This window comes from Leptolyngbya sp. DQ-M1 (assembly GCF_039962505.1).
GTDB lineage: Bacteria > Cyanobacteriota > Cyanobacteriia > Leptolyngbyales > Leptolyngbyaceae > Leptolyngbya.
The window spans coordinates 658,812-675,873 of sequence record NZ_JAMPLJ010000004.1 but is presented as its reverse complement, the minus strand read 5'-3'; the positions used below and the strand labels follow the sequence as shown (position 1 = coordinate 675,873).

Annotated in this window: 22 protein-coding genes and 1 pseudogene; 20 read left to right on the top strand and 3 right to left on the bottom strand. The window is 48.9% G+C overall.

Features of this window, described 5'->3' with window-relative positions; all coding sequences use genetic code 11:
* Nucleotides 1-112 (bottom strand): annotated as a pseudogene (locus NC981_RS16465) (photosystem II q(b) protein); the annotation flags it as partial.
* 320 nt (nucleotides 113-432) lie between these two features.
* Complete coding sequence (locus NC981_RS16460; RefSeq protein ID WP_348243932.1) at nucleotides 433-2,928, bottom strand: DUF3536 domain-containing protein; 2,496 nt, start codon at nucleotides 2,926-2,928, stop codon at nucleotides 433-435.
* A gap of 502 nt (nucleotides 2,929-3,430) precedes the next feature.
* Here NC981_RS16460 and cax point away from each other — a divergent pair.
* The 4 genes from cax to NC981_RS16440 all read left to right on the top strand — a co-directional run bounded on the left by cax (nucleotide 3,431) and on the right by NC981_RS16440 (nucleotide 8,114).
* Complete coding sequence (gene cax, locus NC981_RS16455; protein ID WP_348243931.1) at nucleotides 3,431-4,525, top strand: calcium/proton exchanger; 1,095 nt, start codon at nucleotides 3,431-3,433, stop codon at nucleotides 4,523-4,525.
* 416 nt (nucleotides 4,526-4,941) lie between these two features.
* Nucleotides 4,942-6,225: a hypothetical protein gene (locus NC981_RS16450; RefSeq protein ID WP_348243930.1), complete on the top strand. Its 1,284-nt coding sequence runs from the start codon at nucleotides 4,942-4,944 to the stop codon at nucleotides 6,223-6,225.
* A 133-nt stretch (nucleotides 6,226-6,358) separates the two neighbouring features.
* A complete protein-coding gene (gene rpsU / locus NC981_RS16445; protein ID WP_017291035.1) occupies nucleotides 6,359-6,538 on the top strand; it encodes a 30S ribosomal protein S21 in 180 nt (59 codons plus the stop codon).
* Between the two features lie 106 nt (nucleotides 6,539-6,644).
* The gene (locus tag NC981_RS16440; RefSeq protein WP_348243929.1) at nucleotides 6,645-8,114 is read left to right on the top strand and encodes a GTP-binding protein; all 1,470 of its coding nucleotides are present in this window, start codon (nucleotides 6,645-6,647) and stop codon (nucleotides 8,112-8,114) included.
* On the opposite strand, the gene NC981_RS16435 is transcribed toward NC981_RS16440, so the two are convergent.
* Nucleotides 8,111-8,236 (bottom strand): hypothetical protein, encoded by a 126-nt coding sequence (locus NC981_RS16435; protein WP_348243928.1) that lies wholly within the window; start codon nucleotides 8,234-8,236, stop codon nucleotides 8,111-8,113. The two genes, NC981_RS16440 and NC981_RS16435, sit on opposite strands and share 4 nt — an antisense overlap.
* A gap of 162 nt (nucleotides 8,237-8,398) precedes the next feature.
* Here NC981_RS16435 and NC981_RS16430 point away from each other — a divergent pair, with 162 nt between their 5' ends.
* The 16 genes from NC981_RS16430 to sat all read left to right on the top strand — a co-directional run bounded on the left by NC981_RS16430 (nucleotide 8,399) and on the right by sat (nucleotide 17,061).
* Nucleotides 8,399-8,605 (top strand): hypothetical protein, encoded by a 207-nt coding sequence (locus tag NC981_RS16430; RefSeq protein ID WP_348243927.1) that lies wholly within the window; start codon nucleotides 8,399-8,401, stop codon nucleotides 8,603-8,605.
* Between the two features lie 2 nt (nucleotides 8,606-8,607).
* Nucleotides 8,608-8,874: a type II toxin-antitoxin system mRNA interferase toxin, RelE/StbE family gene (locus tag NC981_RS16425; RefSeq protein WP_348243958.1), complete on the top strand. Its 267-nt coding sequence runs from the start codon at nucleotides 8,608-8,610 to the stop codon at nucleotides 8,872-8,874.
* Between the two features lie 102 nt (nucleotides 8,875-8,976).
* Complete coding sequence (infA, locus tag NC981_RS16420; RefSeq protein ID WP_059002063.1) at nucleotides 8,977-9,210, top strand: translation initiation factor IF-1; 234 nt, start codon at nucleotides 8,977-8,979, stop codon at nucleotides 9,208-9,210.
* 79 nt (nucleotides 9,211-9,289) lie between these two features.
* Entirely contained in the window at nucleotides 9,290-9,403 is a 114-nt protein-coding gene (rpmJ, locus tag NC981_RS16415) for a 50S ribosomal protein L36 (RefSeq protein WP_071596180.1), read from the top strand.
* Nucleotides 9,404-9,496: 93 nt separating this feature from the next.
* Nucleotides 9,497-9,880 (top strand): 30S ribosomal protein S13, encoded by a 384-nt coding sequence (gene rpsM, locus NC981_RS16410; RefSeq protein ID WP_017289528.1) that lies wholly within the window; start codon nucleotides 9,497-9,499, stop codon nucleotides 9,878-9,880.
* Between the two features lie 65 nt (nucleotides 9,881-9,945).
* On the top strand, nucleotides 9,946-10,341 hold the full coding sequence (gene rpsK / locus NC981_RS16405; protein WP_059000915.1) for a 30S ribosomal protein S11: 396 nt from the start codon (nucleotides 9,946-9,948) through the stop codon (nucleotides 10,339-10,341).
* A gap of 96 nt (nucleotides 10,342-10,437) precedes the next feature.
* The gene (locus tag NC981_RS16400; protein ID WP_348243926.1) at nucleotides 10,438-11,376 is read left to right on the top strand and encodes a DNA-directed RNA polymerase subunit alpha; all 939 of its coding nucleotides are present in this window, start codon (nucleotides 10,438-10,440) and stop codon (nucleotides 11,374-11,376) included.
* Nucleotides 11,377-11,385: 9 nt separating this feature from the next.
* On the top strand, nucleotides 11,386-11,736 hold the full coding sequence (gene rplQ, locus NC981_RS16395; RefSeq protein WP_190378000.1) for a 50S ribosomal protein L17: 351 nt from the start codon (nucleotides 11,386-11,388) through the stop codon (nucleotides 11,734-11,736).
* 1 nt (nucleotide 11,737) lies between these two features.
* Nucleotides 11,738-12,586, top strand: coding sequence for a tRNA pseudouridine(38-40) synthase TruA (gene truA / locus NC981_RS16390; RefSeq protein WP_348243925.1), 849 nt, complete (start codon nucleotides 11,738-11,740; stop codon nucleotides 12,584-12,586).
* Between the two features lie 15 nt (nucleotides 12,587-12,601).
* Complete coding sequence (gene rplM / locus NC981_RS16385; RefSeq protein WP_348243924.1) at nucleotides 12,602-13,057, top strand: 50S ribosomal protein L13; 456 nt, start codon at nucleotides 12,602-12,604, stop codon at nucleotides 13,055-13,057.
* Between the two features lie 3 nt (nucleotides 13,058-13,060).
* On the top strand, nucleotides 13,061-13,468 hold the full coding sequence (rpsI, locus tag NC981_RS16380) for a 30S ribosomal protein S9 (RefSeq protein WP_348243923.1): 408 nt from the start codon (nucleotides 13,061-13,063) through the stop codon (nucleotides 13,466-13,468).
* Nucleotides 13,469-13,504: 36 nt separating this feature from the next.
* Nucleotides 13,505-13,723: a 50S ribosomal protein L31 gene (gene rpmE / locus NC981_RS16375; RefSeq protein ID WP_348243922.1), complete on the top strand. Its 219-nt coding sequence runs from the start codon at nucleotides 13,505-13,507 to the stop codon at nucleotides 13,721-13,723.
* A gap of 92 nt (nucleotides 13,724-13,815) precedes the next feature.
* A complete protein-coding gene (prfA, locus tag NC981_RS16370; RefSeq protein WP_348243921.1) occupies nucleotides 13,816-14,931 on the top strand; it encodes a peptide chain release factor 1 in 1,116 nt (371 codons plus the stop codon).
* A gap of 224 nt (nucleotides 14,932-15,155) precedes the next feature.
* Entirely contained in the window at nucleotides 15,156-15,278 is a 123-nt protein-coding gene (locus NC981_RS16365) for a hypothetical protein (RefSeq protein WP_348243920.1), read from the top strand.
* 57 nt (nucleotides 15,279-15,335) lie between these two features.
* Complete coding sequence (locus NC981_RS16360) at nucleotides 15,336-15,812, top strand: hypothetical protein (protein ID WP_348243919.1); 477 nt, start codon at nucleotides 15,336-15,338, stop codon at nucleotides 15,810-15,812.
* Between the two features lie 85 nt (nucleotides 15,813-15,897).
* Nucleotides 15,898-17,061, top strand: coding sequence for a sulfate adenylyltransferase (sat, locus tag NC981_RS16355; protein ID WP_348243918.1), 1,164 nt, complete (start codon nucleotides 15,898-15,900; stop codon nucleotides 17,059-17,061).
* Nucleotide 17,062: the final 1 nt, after the last annotated feature.

Below are 17,062 nucleotides of genomic sequence, written 5' to 3'. Positions count from 1 at the left end.
TCATCAACACGCCGAACCAGCCTACGTACAGGCGGTTGTCGGTCGAGGTCACCCAGTTGCAGAACTGCGCCCACAGGTTGGCGCTTTCGCGTCTCTGTAAGGTCGTTGTCATGGTTGGATAATTACAATTTGAAGAATGATGTAAGTGGTGTTAACCACACTTTACATAGTAGAGAAAAAATTTCGATTTGTAAAGCGTTTTAACGATCGTTTCTCAGATTCTCCATCTGAAGGAGTAGATCAAGAGTACAAAAAGTATCTGGCTTCAAATGCTCTGCCCCGTCCCAGAGCGGCTTCTGAGCATCCGAAGACACTCTTTAGTCAAGACTGAGAAGAGGCAGAAGCAATTGTAAACGAATAATACGAACTAAAACCGAGAGAACGACATCCGCTCTCTTGTTTCAATCCGTAACGAGGTTGCGAACCCATCCATTAAATTACGATCGCTAGCTTGCGTCCTAAATTGACGATTGCAGGGGTTATTGTGGGCGATCGATGCAACCACTGGTGAAATAGCTCTTGACTCTTGGTGAAAGAAACGTTTAGTCCAAACTGTCCACTGAGCGTGATCAACCGCTCTAAGACATGAACTTGAGGGTCTGAATTTTCTATTTCACGTTCGTTAAAGAGTGTCCACAACGCTCGTTCGATCAATCGCTGCAAAATTTCACGCGCCTCTGGCTGTTGAAGCTGACAGTGCAGATGAACTGCTTCAGTTGCGATCGCTTCCAACTGCGCCAAAATTATCAAAGTTGAGTCCAGATCCTCTGCATCTTGCTCGAACGATCGCAGCGTTAGCAGCAGCCGATGTCCGAGTGCTATTTCAGCCGCGACTTGTAGCTCCTGGGGTACAGGCAATTCATCGCGATGAAACGCCATTAAAACCCCATAGTTGTCGCGATAGACTTGTGTGTAAAGTTGGTCTAAGCGCGTTAGGGTCTCTTGAGTGAGCAACCTCATCATTCGATGTCGCTCCTCTGCAAACAAATCCTGCAAACTGTAAGCCACATCCCCAAACAGTTGATTCATTTTCAGGATGACTTGAGCGGCGCTACCTTGTGCAAGCTTTTCAAAAAGCTGCTCTTTCACCTGCGTATAGTTCCGCCGTCCCGCAAAGGGTTGAATACAACACTGAAAATCCCAGCCGCATAAATGCAGCACTGCAAAGACGAAATGCTGACTCTCGCGAGTAATCTCAGACGTGAGTTGTAGCTGACCGACTGCAAGCGTTACCGATCCCAAGCGCTGAATCTGATAGTCCAACTGAGACGTGCTGTAGCAGTAAACGCGCTGTTCTCGTGCATAAGTTGTAAACAGAGAAGAGATTGCGTAGTGGGCTGCAACCTGCTCGAACGTGATTTGAGCGGGAATCACGAGTTGACGATACACTTCCGCACCATTTTCGAAGCAATCAACATTGCTCGGAGACAATGCCAGTCGTTTAATAAAACTTTTTTCAAGCTGAAGCCCTGCTACATCTCCAGCAAGTTCAAGCGCTCGTGAGGCATACCGCAGAATTTGCACCCCCTCTGGTCGAGAAAGCTCTTCAAAAAACCAGCCGCAACTTGTGTACATCAACAACGCATGACGCTGCATTTCTAGCAGGCGTAACGCATCTAAACGATCGTCACTGCTCAATTTATGCGACTGATGCCGAGCAAGAAACTTTGGTACCGAAGCCCGATCGCGAATGACTTCGATATACTCATCTCGCGCTTGCCAAGGATCATCAAACAGCTTTTTCCCTTCCTCTTCGTACACGCGAATCAACTGATCCCGCAGCCAATCCAGTGCTTCTCTCAGCGGTCGTCGCCATTTTTGGTGCCATAGACCGCCGCCTCCACAGCCACAGTCATCCTGCCAGCGATCAACTCCATGCGCACAACTCCAAGCGGTAACGGGCTTCAACACCACCTCCCACGTCGGTGGATTAAGGCTAAGGTAGTGCGCGAAATTAGTGACTGTCCAATCGCGTCTTGGAAACTCTTCAATAAAAGCATATGCCAAGCATTTCTCAGTGCCACCTTTGTGATGCCCGAAAGTTTCACCATCGGTTGCGACTGAGATTAGCTGAGTGGGACGATGATCCCCGCGTACCGCTTGGCTCAAACGACTCGCGAGATGATGAGAGCTGCTCAAGGCTGAATCAAAGCCCATGTCACGAGAAATCGGACCGTCGTAGAAGAAAATATCTAGATAAGAAGAATCAGGATCACCTGATTGCAGATAACAGCGATAGGGGCGAGTGGGATCAATTTGACCTCCGCCCACTTCCATCCAGGTAGAATCATTCTCAGCTCGACAGCGTTCTGCCTGCGATGGAGCCAGAACAATAAACTTGATCCCCTCTTCGATCAAAATCTTCAGGGTTGGATAATCAACTGCGGTTTCAGCGAGCCACATTCCTTCGGGATCGCGTCCGAAGTGCGATCGAAAATCTGCTTTTCCCCAGCGAATCTGTGTCCGCTTATCGCGATCGTTCGCCAACGGCATGATGATGTGGTTATAGACTTGAGCGATCGCATTGCCATGCCCGTTTAAACGATCGCAACTTTTACGATCGGCATCAACGATGCGTTGATATACCTCCACGTCATGCCGCTCGATCCAACTCATCAATGTTGCGCCAATATTGAAGCTTAGATACTCAAAGTTGTTAACGAGCCCCAACAGTCGTCCTTGCTCATCTAGCACTCTAGCGAACGCATTCGGACGATAACATTCGTGATGAATTCGCTCATTCCAGTCGTGAAATGGAGCGGCGCTGGGTTGTCGCTCAATGGCATCCAAGTAAGGATTTTCACGAGGAGGCTGATAGAAATGTCCATGTACTGCGACATAAACACCGATCGCAGTTTCAACAGGATCGCTTACCGCAGCGGGGTTTGGAGTATTGAGATCGGCAGCAGACAAGCGGGATGAGGTCATGGGTTAAGTTCCACATAAGAAGACACTCACACTCGCAACAGCAGCACATCGGAGTGTAAGCAGAACGTATCAAACTTAAAAAAATCGCAGTAGAAGCGGTTTTCTCAAAACTAAAATCAGTCGGAGGTTTCTCGATCGCACAGAGCGGAGATGATGCTGTGTCTGACCTTAGCAAGCGCGAAAAAAACCACAACCTAACTCAAGATTGATTCTATTGGAATGGGAATCAATAAGTTGAGTTAGATTGTGACAACGCTGATGTGAAAGCAGGATGACGAATAAAATGCGAGATTCATCGTTCTGCGATCATCTCTTCTGATTGAATCGCACTTTAGACCTGTTCCTAAAGTTCTTTAAGATCTTTATATAGAATTTTACGATCGTGCCACCAAAGTTCATTCTTTGTGATGTAAAGCGTTGAGCAAAACACAAAGAATTATGCTGCCGTCAGCGCCGATCGTGAGTATCCTATTGAGGACGATTTTCTCATCTAGAAACGCGAATGTCATTCAAGAATATAGTTTTTACAGCATTGCTCGTGATGATCCCGGTGTCGATCGCGGCTCACTATCTCCATTGGGGATCACTCGTTGTTTTCGCCACGGCAGCATTGGCAATTTTACCTCTAGCAGCCTGGATGGGAACTGCAACCGAGGAAATTGCGGTTGTTGTCGGTCCAACGTTGGGCGGTTTGATGAATGCAACGTTCGGCAATGCAACTGAGCTAATTATTGCCCTAGTTGCTCTAAATGCAGGTCTAATTGATGTTGTAAAAGCTAGTCTCACAGGTTCGATTATCGGCAATCTGCTCTTGGTTATGGGCTTAGCAATGCTGCTAGGCGGCTTGCGCTATAAAGAGCAGGAATTTCAGCCGATCGTGGCACGAGTGAATGCTTCATCAATGAATTTGGCGGTGATTGCACTTTTGTTGCCGACAGCAGTAAATATCACTTCATCAGGAATCGAGCCATCAACGCTGCAAGTTTTGTCGGTTGCAGTTGCGATCGTGTTAATTAGCGTCTATACCCTCACCCTTCTGTTCTCGATGAAAACTCATACTTATCTCTATGATGCGGGTGTAGCAGAAGAAGAACTTGCGGCGGCGAGCTTAGCCCATGAAACCAAAAAGCCGAATCTTGTGTTGTGGTCTGTTGTTTTACTCGTTTGTACAGTGCTGGTTGCAGTTGAATCGGAATTACTGGTCGATAGTTTAGAAATTGCTACAGAGAAGCTGGGATTGACCGCACTTTTTACAGGAGTAATTTTGCTGCCGATCATTGGAAATGCCGCTGAACACGCTACTGCTGTCACGGTAGCTATGAAGGACAAAATGGATCTATCGCTTTCGGTTGCTGTAGGCTCAAGCTTGCAGATTGCGCTGTTTGTCGCTCCGGTGTTGGTGATTGTGGGCTGGTTAATTGGACAACCGATGGATTTGAATTTTAATCCGTTTGAGTTGGTTGCAGTGGCGGTTGCGGTGTTAATCACGAATTCGATCAGCTCTGATGGTCGATCGAATTGGTTAGAAGGAACATTATTATTAGCAGCCTACACAGTGCTAGGACTCGCCTTTTATTTTCATCCAGTAATGGCATAGCTAAGTGTATTACTGAGGACGCGATCGCACTTTCTGCCCGACAGCTACCCAAAGAACTTGAACGCTGCGATCGCGATACTCCGCCAAATTCAACCATTTTCGTGGTCGCTACGATCCTCGAATCAGAGAGCTTGTAAAATTTGCGTTTTTAAAGTCTACGTAAATTTCCAGTTTTTCCCGGATTGCAGGATAAAATCTGGAAAATAGTGACCATAAGCAGTAGTAAAAGATACGCAGGATTCTTGCGGATATTTGTGTAAAGATTTGGTGAGTGACGCAGATTACACCGAGCCTGCGTGGGTTCGATTATGATTGCCCGTATTTTGACCTTGCCCCGGTCAAGCTTGCTTGAAGTCGATTGAATCCGCTGATTAAATCTATGTTCCTGAAGTCTGGGGTTAAGAGGTGCTAGAGCCATGATTGCTGAGTCTATTTATCAAAGTCGGGGAATTCTGCCGGAGGAACAGCGGCTCTATGATCACCTTTTATACCTGGTTCAAAACGAATCGCCGCAAGCATTGACGGAACGGTTTCGCCTTCTATTCATTGAAGCAACTGGCCATCCGAATGCTACTCTGCAACAAGACCTCGATCGCCTTGTGCAGTCCAAGAACTCCAGCGAAGACTTTCGTTTTATTCTCAATCGTTGCTGCCATATTCTAATCAATCGCTGGCAATCGCGACCCCAGTGCTACAGCGCGATCGCAGAACTCATCGCCCTGTTTGAATTAGCTCCGACTCGTCCAGTTACATCAGACCTTTATCGATCGCGCATTATCAAGCAACAGCGTCATTTGATTCAAGCATTCCGAAGCACCGAGCAGTACCTCACGCTTAAGCGCTTGGCAACTGTTTTGCAGCCTGCGGAGTTCTCGATCGAAACCGAGCGCTTCGGAACACTAATCCGCCGTTACCCCTATCTATATGAACATTGCCTTGTGACTGAGGGAACACCCGCGAGTCAACAAGCTTCAATTCGCCAGCTTCAGGTGGAACGACAAAAGCAATTTGAAATCGACCTTTCCAAGTATGTAACTTACCAAGTTCGTTGCGCTGTGAGTGATACTGCTACACCGGGACGCGATCGCGTCATTTATCCGGTGCAAAATCCAACGCTATTAGATGAACGATCGCTCAGCGCCGCCCTACACGAATTCACCGGAAAAGTGAACGGGAATGATACCTGTCGCGAAGTAGCGCAGCGATTTTCTGCTCATTGTCAGGAAGTGCGATCGTATCGGGAATTCAAAAGAGATCTGTATGGCTATCTCACCGATGTTGTGAACCCAGCTTACGGCAAGCGGCACTTCAATCGGCAGTTTGCTAATTTGCTGAATGACATTCATTCAGAGAGCGAATCACAGCCGCTGACAGACTTTCTGATGCTGCGGACTTGTAGCCAACTGCTGAATTTTCTTGTCGTCGAAAGCGCTCAAAATCCGCAGCATTTTGTACTCGTTGATTTGCTATCTAACTTGGGTGCGACCTCAACCACGCGACTTCTGCTGCAAATCGTTTTGCTCTGTCAACGAATTAAGCCTTACTTAGAGAAGCGATTTTCGATTTTGTTTCATCACTACGAAAGCTACAGTCGCGATGGCGTTCAGTGGCTAATTGCGGCAATGGAAAATCTACAGCTTGCTTTAACTACGAACTTCAGCACTTTAAATTTGTGTTTTGTGCATCAGCTTGTGCGTTAGCGGTTGGGATTTATGTTAATCTACACGATGGTAGGATGCTCATTCTCTAGAATGCTGTGCATACTCATGTATGGACAGCCATTTTTAGTCCGATGAGAAACCCAAAACTTTTGATTCAATTGGAGGATACAGCATGACCCAAGTGGTTCTCGGAGAAAACGAAGGAATCGATTCAGCGCTGCGTCGATTTAAGCGTCAAGTTTCAAAGGCTGGAATCTTAGCAGACCTGCGATCGCACCGTCATTTTGAAACCCCGCTCGAAAAGCGCAAGCGTAAAGCGATCGTCGCTCGACGCAATCGCCGCTACCGCTAACGGTGACAGTCGATTCTTAGATTAAGAATCGATTTTTTATTAAAAACGGTTGACTGGGAGCATTGCTAGGATGTGAGAAGTACGCTGCTCTTCTTTCCGTGAATTTATGACTGACTCCATTTCCGACGTTGGCAAACCCTTGGATCAGGAACTAGACGAAGCGATTTCTGGGTTTGGTGAGATCCAAGCTGAGCTAAATTATCGACAGGCGCAAACGACGCTACGAGAGCTAGTTGAGAATCTAGATTTAACGGCTCAGGAGCGATCGGGGTTGGAGTCAGAAATTCGCGGACTAGGGACGATGCTAGAGAAACTCGATCGTCTTGTAGTTCAGATTGCGGCATTTGGGATGGTGGGGCGCGGAAAATCTTCGCTCTTAAATGCGCTCTTAGGTCAACAAATTTTTGAGACAGGTGCAATTCATGGCGTGACGCGATCGCAGCAGTCGGCTCAATGGAGCGTTGCGAGTGAAGCGATCGCAGGCAGCGATCAAGCAGTGTTGCGCGTGAAGTTGCCGAGTACCAGTCACTCTCAAATCGAATTAATCGACACACCTGGAATCGATGAGGTCAACGGAGAGACGCGAGAAGCTTTAGCGCGTCAAGTGGCTCAACAGGCGGATCTGCTGCTGTTCATCGTTTCAGGTGACATTACGAAGGTTGAGTTTCAAGCGCTTTCGGAACTGCGAGAAGTTGGGAAACCGATCATTCTGGTGTTTAACAAAATTGATCAGTATCCCGATGCCGATCGCATGAGCATTTATCAAAAAATTCGGGATGAACGAGTTAAGGAACTGCTTTCACCAGATGAAATTGTGATGGCGGCAGCTTCTCCATTGATTGCAAGAGCGGTGAAACGCCCTGATGGACGAATGTCTGCCCAGATGATTAAAGCAGGACCGCAAGTTGAAGATCTCAAATTGAAAATTCTCGAAGTGCTGCATCGAGAAGGAAAATCTTTGGTTGCACTGAATTCGATGCTGTTTGCAGATGATGTTCACGATCGCTTACTTCAGCGCAAACTCGCCATTCGAGAACAAAACGCCAGTCGTGTGATTTGGAACGGCGTAATGACAAAAGCGATCGCCACTGCCGTCAATCCGATTATGGTTCTCGACTTGATTGGCAGTGCTGCGATCGATGTAGCAATGATTATGAGCTTGTCGAAGCTCTACGGCATTCATATGACGCAGCAAGGCGCGGTGAAATTGCTTCAGCGCATTGCAGTAGCGATGGGTGGAATTTCAGCAAGTGAACTGCTTGCGAATTTGGGATTAAATTCGCTGAAGGGATTGCTAGGGCTATCAATTCCGGCGACTGGGGGACTGTCGATCGCGCCTTACATTTCGGTCGCGCTTACTCAAGGAGCGGTTGCAGGGGTTTCGACTTATGCGATCGCTCAAGTGACCAAAGCTTATCTTGCCAATGATGCGTCTTGGGGGACAGAAAGCCCGAAAGCAGTTGTCACGAGAATTCTTGCCTCACTCGATGAGGACTCGATTATGAATCGGATTAAGGACGAACTACGGGCAAAGCTTGATCTTCATGCGCGACAGGCGAAGGCAAGTAAAACTTAGGGAGCGATCGCTTTACTAACTTGTTCGAGCGCGAGCAACGGAAACGCCTGCACAATGCCTTCAGGAGATGTGCCTAGCTGAAAGGAATAGACGATCGTCCCCGAATAGCTTCGTCTTCTCATTCGGATTTCTGGTGCTGGGAATTCTAACCCTTTTGTTTGTTGTGGTACTTAGGATAATTAGGCATAAAACTCATCTTCGCTGTAATCACGATCGCAGTTCTTCAATCTACCCAACCAAAATCGAATTATATTTGACGTGATAGCAAAAGTATGATTCGAGCTATGAGCCTCAATGATGTAGTAGAAACGATTAAAACCCTATCTTTTGAGGAAAAACAGGAGATTCAAGCCCTGCTAGCTCAGTATTTGCGGGAAGAGCGGCGCGAGAAAATTTACGCGAATTATCAACAAAGCCGACTTGAGGAGCAGCGCAGTGAACTGAAATTCTCTTCAAATCTCAATGAACTAAAGCAATTGCTTGAAGAGTAAAGCTGGAAGTCAGTTTTAGTCCATCATTTCGACTTGCCTTCAAGAAACGAGTCAAAGGCAAGACGGATTTAGAGGCTCGATTTTTGGCAAAGCTAGAAATATTTATCGCTAATCCATTCGATCCGAGTTTGAGAACACACAAGCTATCTGGCAAGCTCAAAGATCTTTACAGCTTCAGTCTCGAATACGATGAGCGAGTCGTGTTTTACTTCACAGAAGACGGAAACGCAGTTTTTGTCGATGTCGGCACTCACGATGAAGTGTATTGATTGCTCCCTTCCTCCAAAAAATGTCGAAAGGGGGTTGAATGATCTACACTCGTATAGGGTAAAATTCAACCCCGACCTGTTCTATTTGGAGGAAATTGCCGCTTGTCTAAACAAGACCTAATTGAAATGGAAGGAACTGTCGTCGATTCACTCCCGAACGCCATGTTCCGGGTAGACCTCGACAACGGCTTCAACGTACTCGCACACATCTCTGGAAAAATTCGGCGCAACTATATCAAGATCCTGCCGGGCGATCGTGTCAAGGTCGAACTCACCCCCTATGACCTTACCAAAGGACGCATCACCTACCGACTGAAAAATAAAGGTGGTCGTTAGTCGGCATTAAAAGATCTCTTTGACAAGCGCTATATAAAATTGATAGGATATTGTGTTTGTAATGTTGCCGAGATAGGGCATGAAAGTACGAGCGTCAGTGAAACGAATTTGCGAAAAATGCCGCGTCATTCGTCGGAAGGGGCGCGTCATGGTGATCTGTGAAAACCCGAAGCACAAACAACGCCAGGGTTAACAAGACTGCGTGTGCAAGTCTGCCGAAGCGGGGAAAGCCCTCGATCGCGGCAGACATTTTCGACTGTTTATCTATGTTTTAGGGAGAATCAGCGTGGCGCGGATTGCGGGCGTAGACCTGCCTCGCGATAAGCGAGTGGAAATTGGTCTTCGATATATCTATGGAATCGGGCCTACCCGATCGAAAGAAATCATCGCGAAAACAGGAGTCAATCCTGATACGCGAGTGAAAGACCTGAGCGAAGCGGATGTCGCAGCCCTGCGGGAAGCAGTGGAAGGCGGCTATCAGATTGAAGGAGACTTGCGGCGGTTTGAATCGATGTCGATCAAGCGATTGATGGATATTGGTTGCTATCGCGGTCGGCGGCATCGGATGGGATTACCTGTGCGGGGTCAGCGGACTCGGACCAACGCGCGGACTCGGCGAGGCGGTCGTCGGACGGTTGCCGGGAAGAAAAAAGCCCCTGGTAAAAAATAATGTGCATTGCCTCCGGGCAATCACAGCTTGTAGGAACGTAGCAGCGTAAATTTAAGAGAGTTGACATGGCAAGACAACCGCAGCGGAAAACGGGCCCGCGCAAGGCGAAAAAGAATATCCCTAGTGGAGTCGCCCATATTCAATCGACCTTCAACAACACGATCGTCACGATCTCAGATACTCAAGGCGAGGTGATTTCCTGGGCATCTGCCGGATCGAGCGGCTTCAAAGGTGCAAAGAAGGGAACTCCCTTTGCGGCACAAACCGCTGCCGAAGCAGCCGCACGTCGGGCAATGGATCAAGGAATGCGCCAACTTGAAGTCATGGTGAGCGGTCCCGGTGCGGGACGTGAAACCGCGATTCGAGCCTTACAAGGGACTGGCATCGAAATCACCCTGATCCGAGACGTGACCCCGATTCCTCATAACGGTTGTCGCCCACCCAAGCGCCGTCGCGTCTAATGCGCGATTTTGCTGTCTATAATGGACTGCACGAAACGGGTTGGATGTCAAATCGAGGGATAACCCTCACAAGCAAGGAGAAAGGGAGGCTAATCCGTGGCACAGTTTCAGGTCGAATGTATTGATACCACGACGGATAAGGATCAAAGCCAATACAGCAAGTTCATCTTGGAGCCGCTAGATCGGGGACAAGGAACGACGGTGGGGAATGCCCTTCGTCGCGTGTTGCTGTCGAACTTAGAGGGCGCAGCCGTAACCGCCGTGAGACTCGCAGGCGTAACGCATGAGTTTGCGACGATTCCGGGAGTGCGAGAAGACGTGCTGGATATCATGCTGAACATGAAGAAGCTGGTATTCAGAACATATTCGTCCCAGCCTCAGATCGGTCGGCTTCTGGTTCAAGGTGCAGCGACGGTAACGGCTGAAAGCTTTGATTTGCCTTCGGAAGTTGAACTGGTTGATCCGGATCAGTACATTGCAACGCTTGCTCCGAACGCAACGTTAGAGATGGAGTTCAAAATCGAGAAGGGTAAAGGCTATCGGGGAGCTGGAAAGTTCACTGATGATACCGCGCTCGACTTTTTGCAAATCGACTCTGTATTCATGCCCGTGCGGAAGGTGCAATACAGCGTTGAGGATGCTCGCCAGGGTGGAACGGCTGAAAAAGACCGTTTGATCATGGAAATCTGGACAAATGGCAGTTTGACTCCGCAAGAAGCGCTGAGTCAAGCGGCAAATATCCTGGTCGATCTGTTTAATCCATTGAAAGACATCACGTTCGAGCCTTCGGATGGTGACGATCTCAACGATGAGCGGATCGAAAATCAAATCCCGATCGAAGAACTGCAACTCTCAGTCAGAGCCTATAACTGCCTGAAACGTGCTCAAATCAATTCGGTCGCGGACTTGCTCGACTACAGCCAAGAAGACCTGCTCGAAATCAAAAACTTCGGTGCTAAGTCTGCGGAAGAAGTGGTCGAAGCACTGCAACAACGGTTGGGGATTACCCTGCCGCAAGAAAAATCTAAATCCTAGTAACAAGCTATGCGTCACGGTTGCAAAGTCCCCATGCTGGGCAAACCTGCGGATCAGCGAAAAGCACTCCTGAGAGCGCTCACGACTGAACTAATCCGCAACGGTCGAATCCAAACGACCAAAGTTCGCGCTCAAGCAGTGCGATCGGAAGCTGAAAAAATGATCACCCTCGCAAAAGACGGCTCCCTTGCGGCTCGTCGTCAAGCGATGGGATATATCTACGACAAGCAGCTTGTTCATGCTTTATTCGAGCAAGCTCCGGAACGATACGCCGATCGCAAAGGCGGATATACCCGCATTTTGAGAACGATTCGTCGTCGTGGTGACAATGCTGAAATGGCAATTATCGAATTGACCTAAAATGGCAACTGTTCAGCCGTCCCCCCAACGAGTCGCTCTACTGATTCAGTATTTGGGCACTCGATTTTATGGGTGGCAACGGCAACCGAATCATCGCTCAGTTCAAGAAGAGATTGAAACCGCGATCGCTTCTGTAGTAGGGCATCGGGTGGTGATTCATGCGGCAGGACGTACCGATACGGGCGTTCATGCGGCGGCTCAGGTGGCACATTTCGATGTGGTTTCCCTGATCCCGCCACACCGATGGGCAGACGTGATCAATGCTCGACTTCCCGATGATGTGTTGATTCGAGCATCGGCAGCCGTTTCTCCGGATTGGCACGCTCGATTCTCGGCTTCCTGGAGACGATACCGCTATACGATCTATACCGAGGCGCGACCGAATTTATTCGCTCGATCGCTGTCCTGGCACTACTACCACGCCCCGCTTGATGAATCAAAAATTCAGAAAGCGCTTGATCCGATGATCGGTCGCCATCACATGGCAGCGTTTCAGAGGGCAAATTCGAGCCGTCCTCATGCTTGGGTCGATATTCAAGCGGCGGAATGCGTGAGACAAGACCCGTTTCTCTATATTGAAGTTCAGGCAAGTGGATTTCTGTATGGCATGATGCGGCTTCTAGTCGGACTGCTGGTAGAAGTGGGACGGGGGGATCGATCAGTGCAAGACTTTACGCGCTTGTGGACAGAAGAACGGCGCGATGAAGTTCGGTATGCGGCTCCGCCTCAAGGACTCTGCTTGCTAAGAGTGGGCTATCCGGATATGCCATTTCCCCCGGAACTCTGGTTTGATTCGCAGCCGAAACTGGTTTTGCCGCGATCGACTGCTTCCGAACTGACTCCTTTTTAACCAAACCTCAAGCTCATGGAAAACAAAACCTATCTACCTCCGATCGCCGAGATCCAGCGCGATTGGTACGTTGTAGACGCAACGAATCAACGCCTGGGTCGTTTAGCGACTGAAATCGCGATGATTCTTCGCGGTAAGAACAAGCCGACCTACACACCGCATCTAGACACAGGCGATTTTGTCGTCGTGATCAATGCCGATAAAGTCGCCGTGACGGGCAAAAAAGCCAGTCAGAAAGTGTATCGCCGTCACTCCGGTCGTCCGGGTGGAATGAAGACCGAATCTTTTGAAAAGCTGCAAGCGCGATTGCCAGAGCGCATTATCGAGCAAGCAGTCAAAGGAATGCTGCCAAAAAATTCGCTGGGTCGCCAACTGTTCACCAAGATGAAAGTGTATGCGGGTGCAGATCATCCTCATGCAGCACAGCAACCCAAAGTTTTAGAAATCAAGACGATTCCGGGAGAGAAGTAATCGATGCAAGCTACTGAAGGAAGAGTGATGTATCAAGGCACCGGTCGCCGTAAAAACGCGATCGCTCGTGTCCGATTGGTTCCAGGAGATGGCACCATCACGATCAACGGCAAGCCCGGTGATCTTTACCTGCAATTCAACGCTGAGTACCTTTCTGGCGCGAAAGCACCCTTAGAAACCCTAGGTTTGGAAAGTGAATACGATGTCTTGGTGACGGCTCACGGTGGCGGTTTGACCGGACAAGCGGACGCGATTAAACTCGGTGTGGCGCGTGCGTTATGCCAGCTTGATCCCGAAAACCGGAAGCCGCTCAAAGTCGAAGGGTATTTAACCCGTGATCCGAGAGCAAAAGAACGGAAGAAATACGGTCTTCGCAAAGCCCGGAAGGCTCCTCAGTTCTCGAAGCGCTAATTGTTACAATCGGTATAGGACACTGGAGATAAGGCAATGGCAAAAAAAGGCATCCATCCGAACTGGTATCCCGAAGCAAAGGTTTACTGTAACGGTGAACATGTTGCGACGGTAGGTTCGACCAGGCCGGAACTGCACGTTGATGTGTGGTCGGGCAATCATCCGTTTTTCACTGGAACTCAGAAGATCATTGATACTGAGGGACGAGTCGAGCGATTCTTGCGGAAGTACGGCATGAGCGAAGAACAAAAATAGGATAATTCGGTTGAAAACTCACTCGACGATCGCGTTTTGAGTTGCCGCGATTGTCTTTTCACCGAAATTTTCTATTTTTTGAGGCGAGTCCGATGGCTGAAGCATACTTGATTGACAAACTAAATTCGGTTGAGCAAACCTTTAACGAATTGACGCGCCGCATGGCTGACCCGGATATTGCTAAAGATCCGGGTGAGTTCCAGCGCGTGGCAAAATCGCGATCGTCGTTAGAAGAAACGGTCAATACGTATGAGCTTTGGCGCAAGACGGAAAAAGACCTTGCTGGAGCGCGTCAGCTCTTAAAAGAATCGGGCGGCGATCTGGAAATGCAAGAAATGGCAGCGATGGAAGTGGAAGAACTCCAATCCAAGCTGCAAGAATTAGAAAAGCGATTGAAAATTCTCCTGCTACCGAGCGATCCGAATGATGACAAGAACATCATGTTAGAAATTCGGGCGGGAACCGGGGGCGATGAAGCCAGCATTTGGGCGGGTGATTTGGTCAGAATGTATTCACGTTTTGCCGAACGTCAAGGATGGCGCGTCAAAATGGCGAGTGAATCACTAGCAGAGGGCTTGGGCGGATTTAAGGAAGCCGTGATGGAAATTCAGGGCGATCGCGTTTACAGCAAGCTGAAATTTGAAGCAGGCGTTCACCGAGTTCAGCGCGTTCCGGTGACAGAAGCATCCGGGCGGGTTCACACTTCGACCGCGACCGTTGCTGTGATGCCTGAAGTGGATGATGTGGAAGTTCACATTGATCCGAAAGATATTGAAATGAAGACCGCGCGATCAGGCGGTGCAGGTGGTCAGAACGTCAACAAAGTTGAGACGGCAGTGGATTTGATCCACAAGCCGACGGGAATTCGGGTGTTCTGTACCGAGGAGCGATCGCAGCTTCAAAACCGAGAACGAGCGATGCAGATTCTCCGGGCGAAGTTGTATGACATTAAGTTGCGAGAGCAGCAAGATGCGATCACTTCGATGCGTCGATCGCAAGTTGGGACGGGAGAGCGATCGGAGAAGATTCGCACCTACAACTACAAAGACAATCGCGTAACGGATCACCGATTGGGGCAGAACTTCGCATTGAATCCGGTGTTAGAAGGCGATCTAGAGGATGTGATAGAGACTTGTATTTCCCAGGATCAGCAGGAGCGGTTAGAGCAATTAGCGGCTGAAAGTGGGAATGAGGCAGCAATCAAATGATGATTTCTGGAGACAAAGAGGCTGACTGGGTAGCCTTTAATTGCTTTAGCTTAAACGTGGTAGCTCTTTCAGCCTGGAAAACGGAAGAGCTATCGCCGATCTCATAACTGGAGACGGCACTTAAGATACCAGCTCATCCTCCGAACGATGCGGTTCCTGATTCGGCTACTCAAAATTACTGGGCACGATTACATCCCTGGTGTATCGTTCGCCTCTTGCCCTAAATGCAGCGAATCGTTGTTCAGCGATTTCGCACCCGCACCCAAGCCGAAGAATATTTCAAAATCATGCGACGATTACTGCCTGAAACGGTGCATCAGATTGTGTTTGACCCGGAAACAGAATAGATTAAGAAAGGTAAAGCATTCTGCGGTGCCTTCAGCGCACCCTTAAGCGATCGCACTATGTCTATCCTCGGCAAACCGCGTCCTCTTTGGCAAGTCATTTTATTCTCAGGCTTAACCGGACTACTATATTACGGCTATTACAAATGGATCATTCAGGAAGAATTACGCACCTACAACGGCAAAGGCTGGTCAGGTACGGTTTGCTTATTACCATTTGTGCTTGGAGTTGCAGTGCCGCAAGCATTGACCTTGTTTGACCCGGATGTCCCCGGTTGGTTTGGATGGTTCTCGTTACTTGGAATTGCTTGGATTTATATTGTGCAGTTTCGGCTGTATCACACAGTGAATGAATTGTATGAGCGAGACGGACTCAAGCCGCCCTTGGTCATCTGGTGGATCTTCGTTCCCGGATTAAACCTAATCGTGGGGCTGCGGCAAATTCATTTTCTCAGCCAGTATTGGGCAAAGCTTCAGGGCGAAACAGTACGCGACCCCATTGCTGATCCGATTCCCTTTCTATCAAGTAACGCCTAATCGTTCCACATCCTGCTAAGTTTATTAAAGACCGCTTTTCTGATCGGGAAAGTGGTAATTCCACCCTTTCATCTCTCTACACCACATGAGTCATCCTAACGGAATCGCACCGCACGGCGGACAGCTAATCGATCGCATTGTCACGGGCGCTCAGCGCGAAGAATTTCTCTCTAAAGCGGACTTTCTCCCGCGTGTTCAACTTGACGAACGAGCCGTTTCTGATCTGCAACTGATTGCGATCGGTGGCTTTAGTCCCCTGACCGGATTTATGGGCAAAGCAGACTACGATCGTGTCGTCGAAGAAATGCACTTGGCGAACGGGTTGCCCTGGTCGATTCCGGTGACGCTCTCGGTAACGGAAGAGGTTGCCGCACCGCTCAAGGAAGGTAGTTTGGTGCGGTTGGATGATCCGACTGGACGCTATATCGGCGTGTTGCAGTTGAGCGAGAAATACACCTACGACAAAGCGCGAGAAGCGGTGAAAGTGTACCGCACCGATGAGGAAAAGCATCCGGGCGTGGCAGTTGTTTACCGTCAGGGCAATGTGAATTTGGCAGGAGATGTATGGCTGTTGGAGCGCGACCCGCATCCGTTGTTTCCGACTTATCAGATTGATCCGGCAGTATCACGGGCTGCATTCCAAGAAAAAGGCTGGAAAACGGTCGTCGGCTTCCAAACCCGCAACCCGATTCACCGCGCTCATGAGTACATCATTAAATGTGCGCTCGAAACCGTAGATGGACTGTTTCTGCATCCCTTGGTTGGTGCGACAAAAGAAGATGATATCTCGGCAGACATTCGGATGCGCTGTTACGAGATTATGCTGGAGCATTATTTTCCGAACGATCGCGTGATTCTGGCGATTAATCCAGCAGCAATGCGCTATGCCGGGCCGCGTGAAGCCATTTTCCATGCGCTAGTGCGGAAAAACTATGGCTGTACTCACTTTATCGTGGGACGTGATCACGCTGGAGTGGGTGATTACTACGGCACCTATGATGCTCAATACATCTTTGATGAGTTTGACCCAGCAGCACTAGGCATTCAGCCTCTGAAGTTTGAACACGCTTTCTACTGCAAGCGCACCCAAGGAATGGCAACGACGAAAACCAGTCCGAGTTCAGCAGAAGAGCGCGTGCATTTGTCAGGGACGAAGGTGAGAGAAATGCTGCGTCGAGGAGAATTACCGCCGCCTGAGTTTTCACGTCCAGAGGTCGCGACGGAATTGGCGAAAGCAATGAAGGTGTAGA

Bases quoted from the DNA above. Each gene is read 5' to 3' on its own strand.
- NC981_RS16460 (WP_348243932.1), bottom strand. From the start codon at position 2,928: ATGACCTCATCCCGCTTGTCTGCTGCCGATCTCAATACTCCAAACCCC.
- cax (WP_348243931.1), top strand. From the start codon at position 3,431: ATGTCATTCAAGAATATAGTTTTTACAGCATTGCTCGTGATGATCCCG.
- NC981_RS16450 (WP_348243930.1), top strand. From the start codon at position 4,942: ATGATTGCTGAGTCTATTTATCAAAGTCGGGGAATTCTGCCGGAGGAA.
- rpsU (WP_017291035.1), top strand. From the start codon at position 6,359: ATGACCCAAGTGGTTCTCGGAGAAAACGAAGGAATCGATTCAGCGCTG.
- NC981_RS16440 (WP_348243929.1), top strand. From the start codon at position 6,645: ATGACTGACTCCATTTCCGACGTTGGCAAACCCTTGGATCAGGAACTA.
- NC981_RS16435 (WP_348243928.1), bottom strand. From the start codon at position 8,236: ATGAGAAGACGAAGCTATTCGGGGACGATCGTCTATTCCTTTCAGCTA.
- NC981_RS16430 (WP_348243927.1), top strand. From the start codon at position 8,399: ATGAGCCTCAATGATGTAGTAGAAACGATTAAAACCCTATCTTTTGAG.
- rpmJ (WP_071596180.1), top strand. From the start codon at position 9,290: ATGAAAGTACGAGCGTCAGTGAAACGAATTTGCGAAAAATGCCGCGTC.
- rpsK (WP_059000915.1), top strand. From the start codon at position 9,946: ATGGCAAGACAACCGCAGCGGAAAACGGGCCCGCGCAAGGCGAAAAAG.
- rplQ (WP_190378000.1), top strand. From the start codon at position 11,386: ATGCGTCACGGTTGCAAAGTCCCCATGCTGGGCAAACCTGCGGATCAG.
- truA (WP_348243925.1), top strand. From the start codon at position 11,738: ATGGCAACTGTTCAGCCGTCCCCCCAACGAGTCGCTCTACTGATTCAG.
- rplM (WP_348243924.1), top strand. From the start codon at position 12,602: ATGGAAAACAAAACCTATCTACCTCCGATCGCCGAGATCCAGCGCGAT.
- rpsI (WP_348243923.1), top strand. From the start codon at position 13,061: ATGCAAGCTACTGAAGGAAGAGTGATGTATCAAGGCACCGGTCGCCGT.
- rpmE (WP_348243922.1), top strand. From the start codon at position 13,505: ATGGCAAAAAAAGGCATCCATCCGAACTGGTATCCCGAAGCAAAGGTT.
- prfA (WP_348243921.1), top strand. From the start codon at position 13,816: ATGGCTGAAGCATACTTGATTGACAAACTAAATTCGGTTGAGCAAACC.
- NC981_RS16365 (WP_348243920.1), top strand. From the start codon at position 15,156: ATGCAGCGAATCGTTGTTCAGCGATTTCGCACCCGCACCCAAGCCGAA.
- NC981_RS16360 (WP_348243919.1), top strand. From the start codon at position 15,336: ATGTCTATCCTCGGCAAACCGCGTCCTCTTTGGCAAGTCATTTTATTC.
- sat (WP_348243918.1), top strand. From the start codon at position 15,898: ATGAGTCATCCTAACGGAATCGCACCGCACGGCGGACAGCTAATCGAT.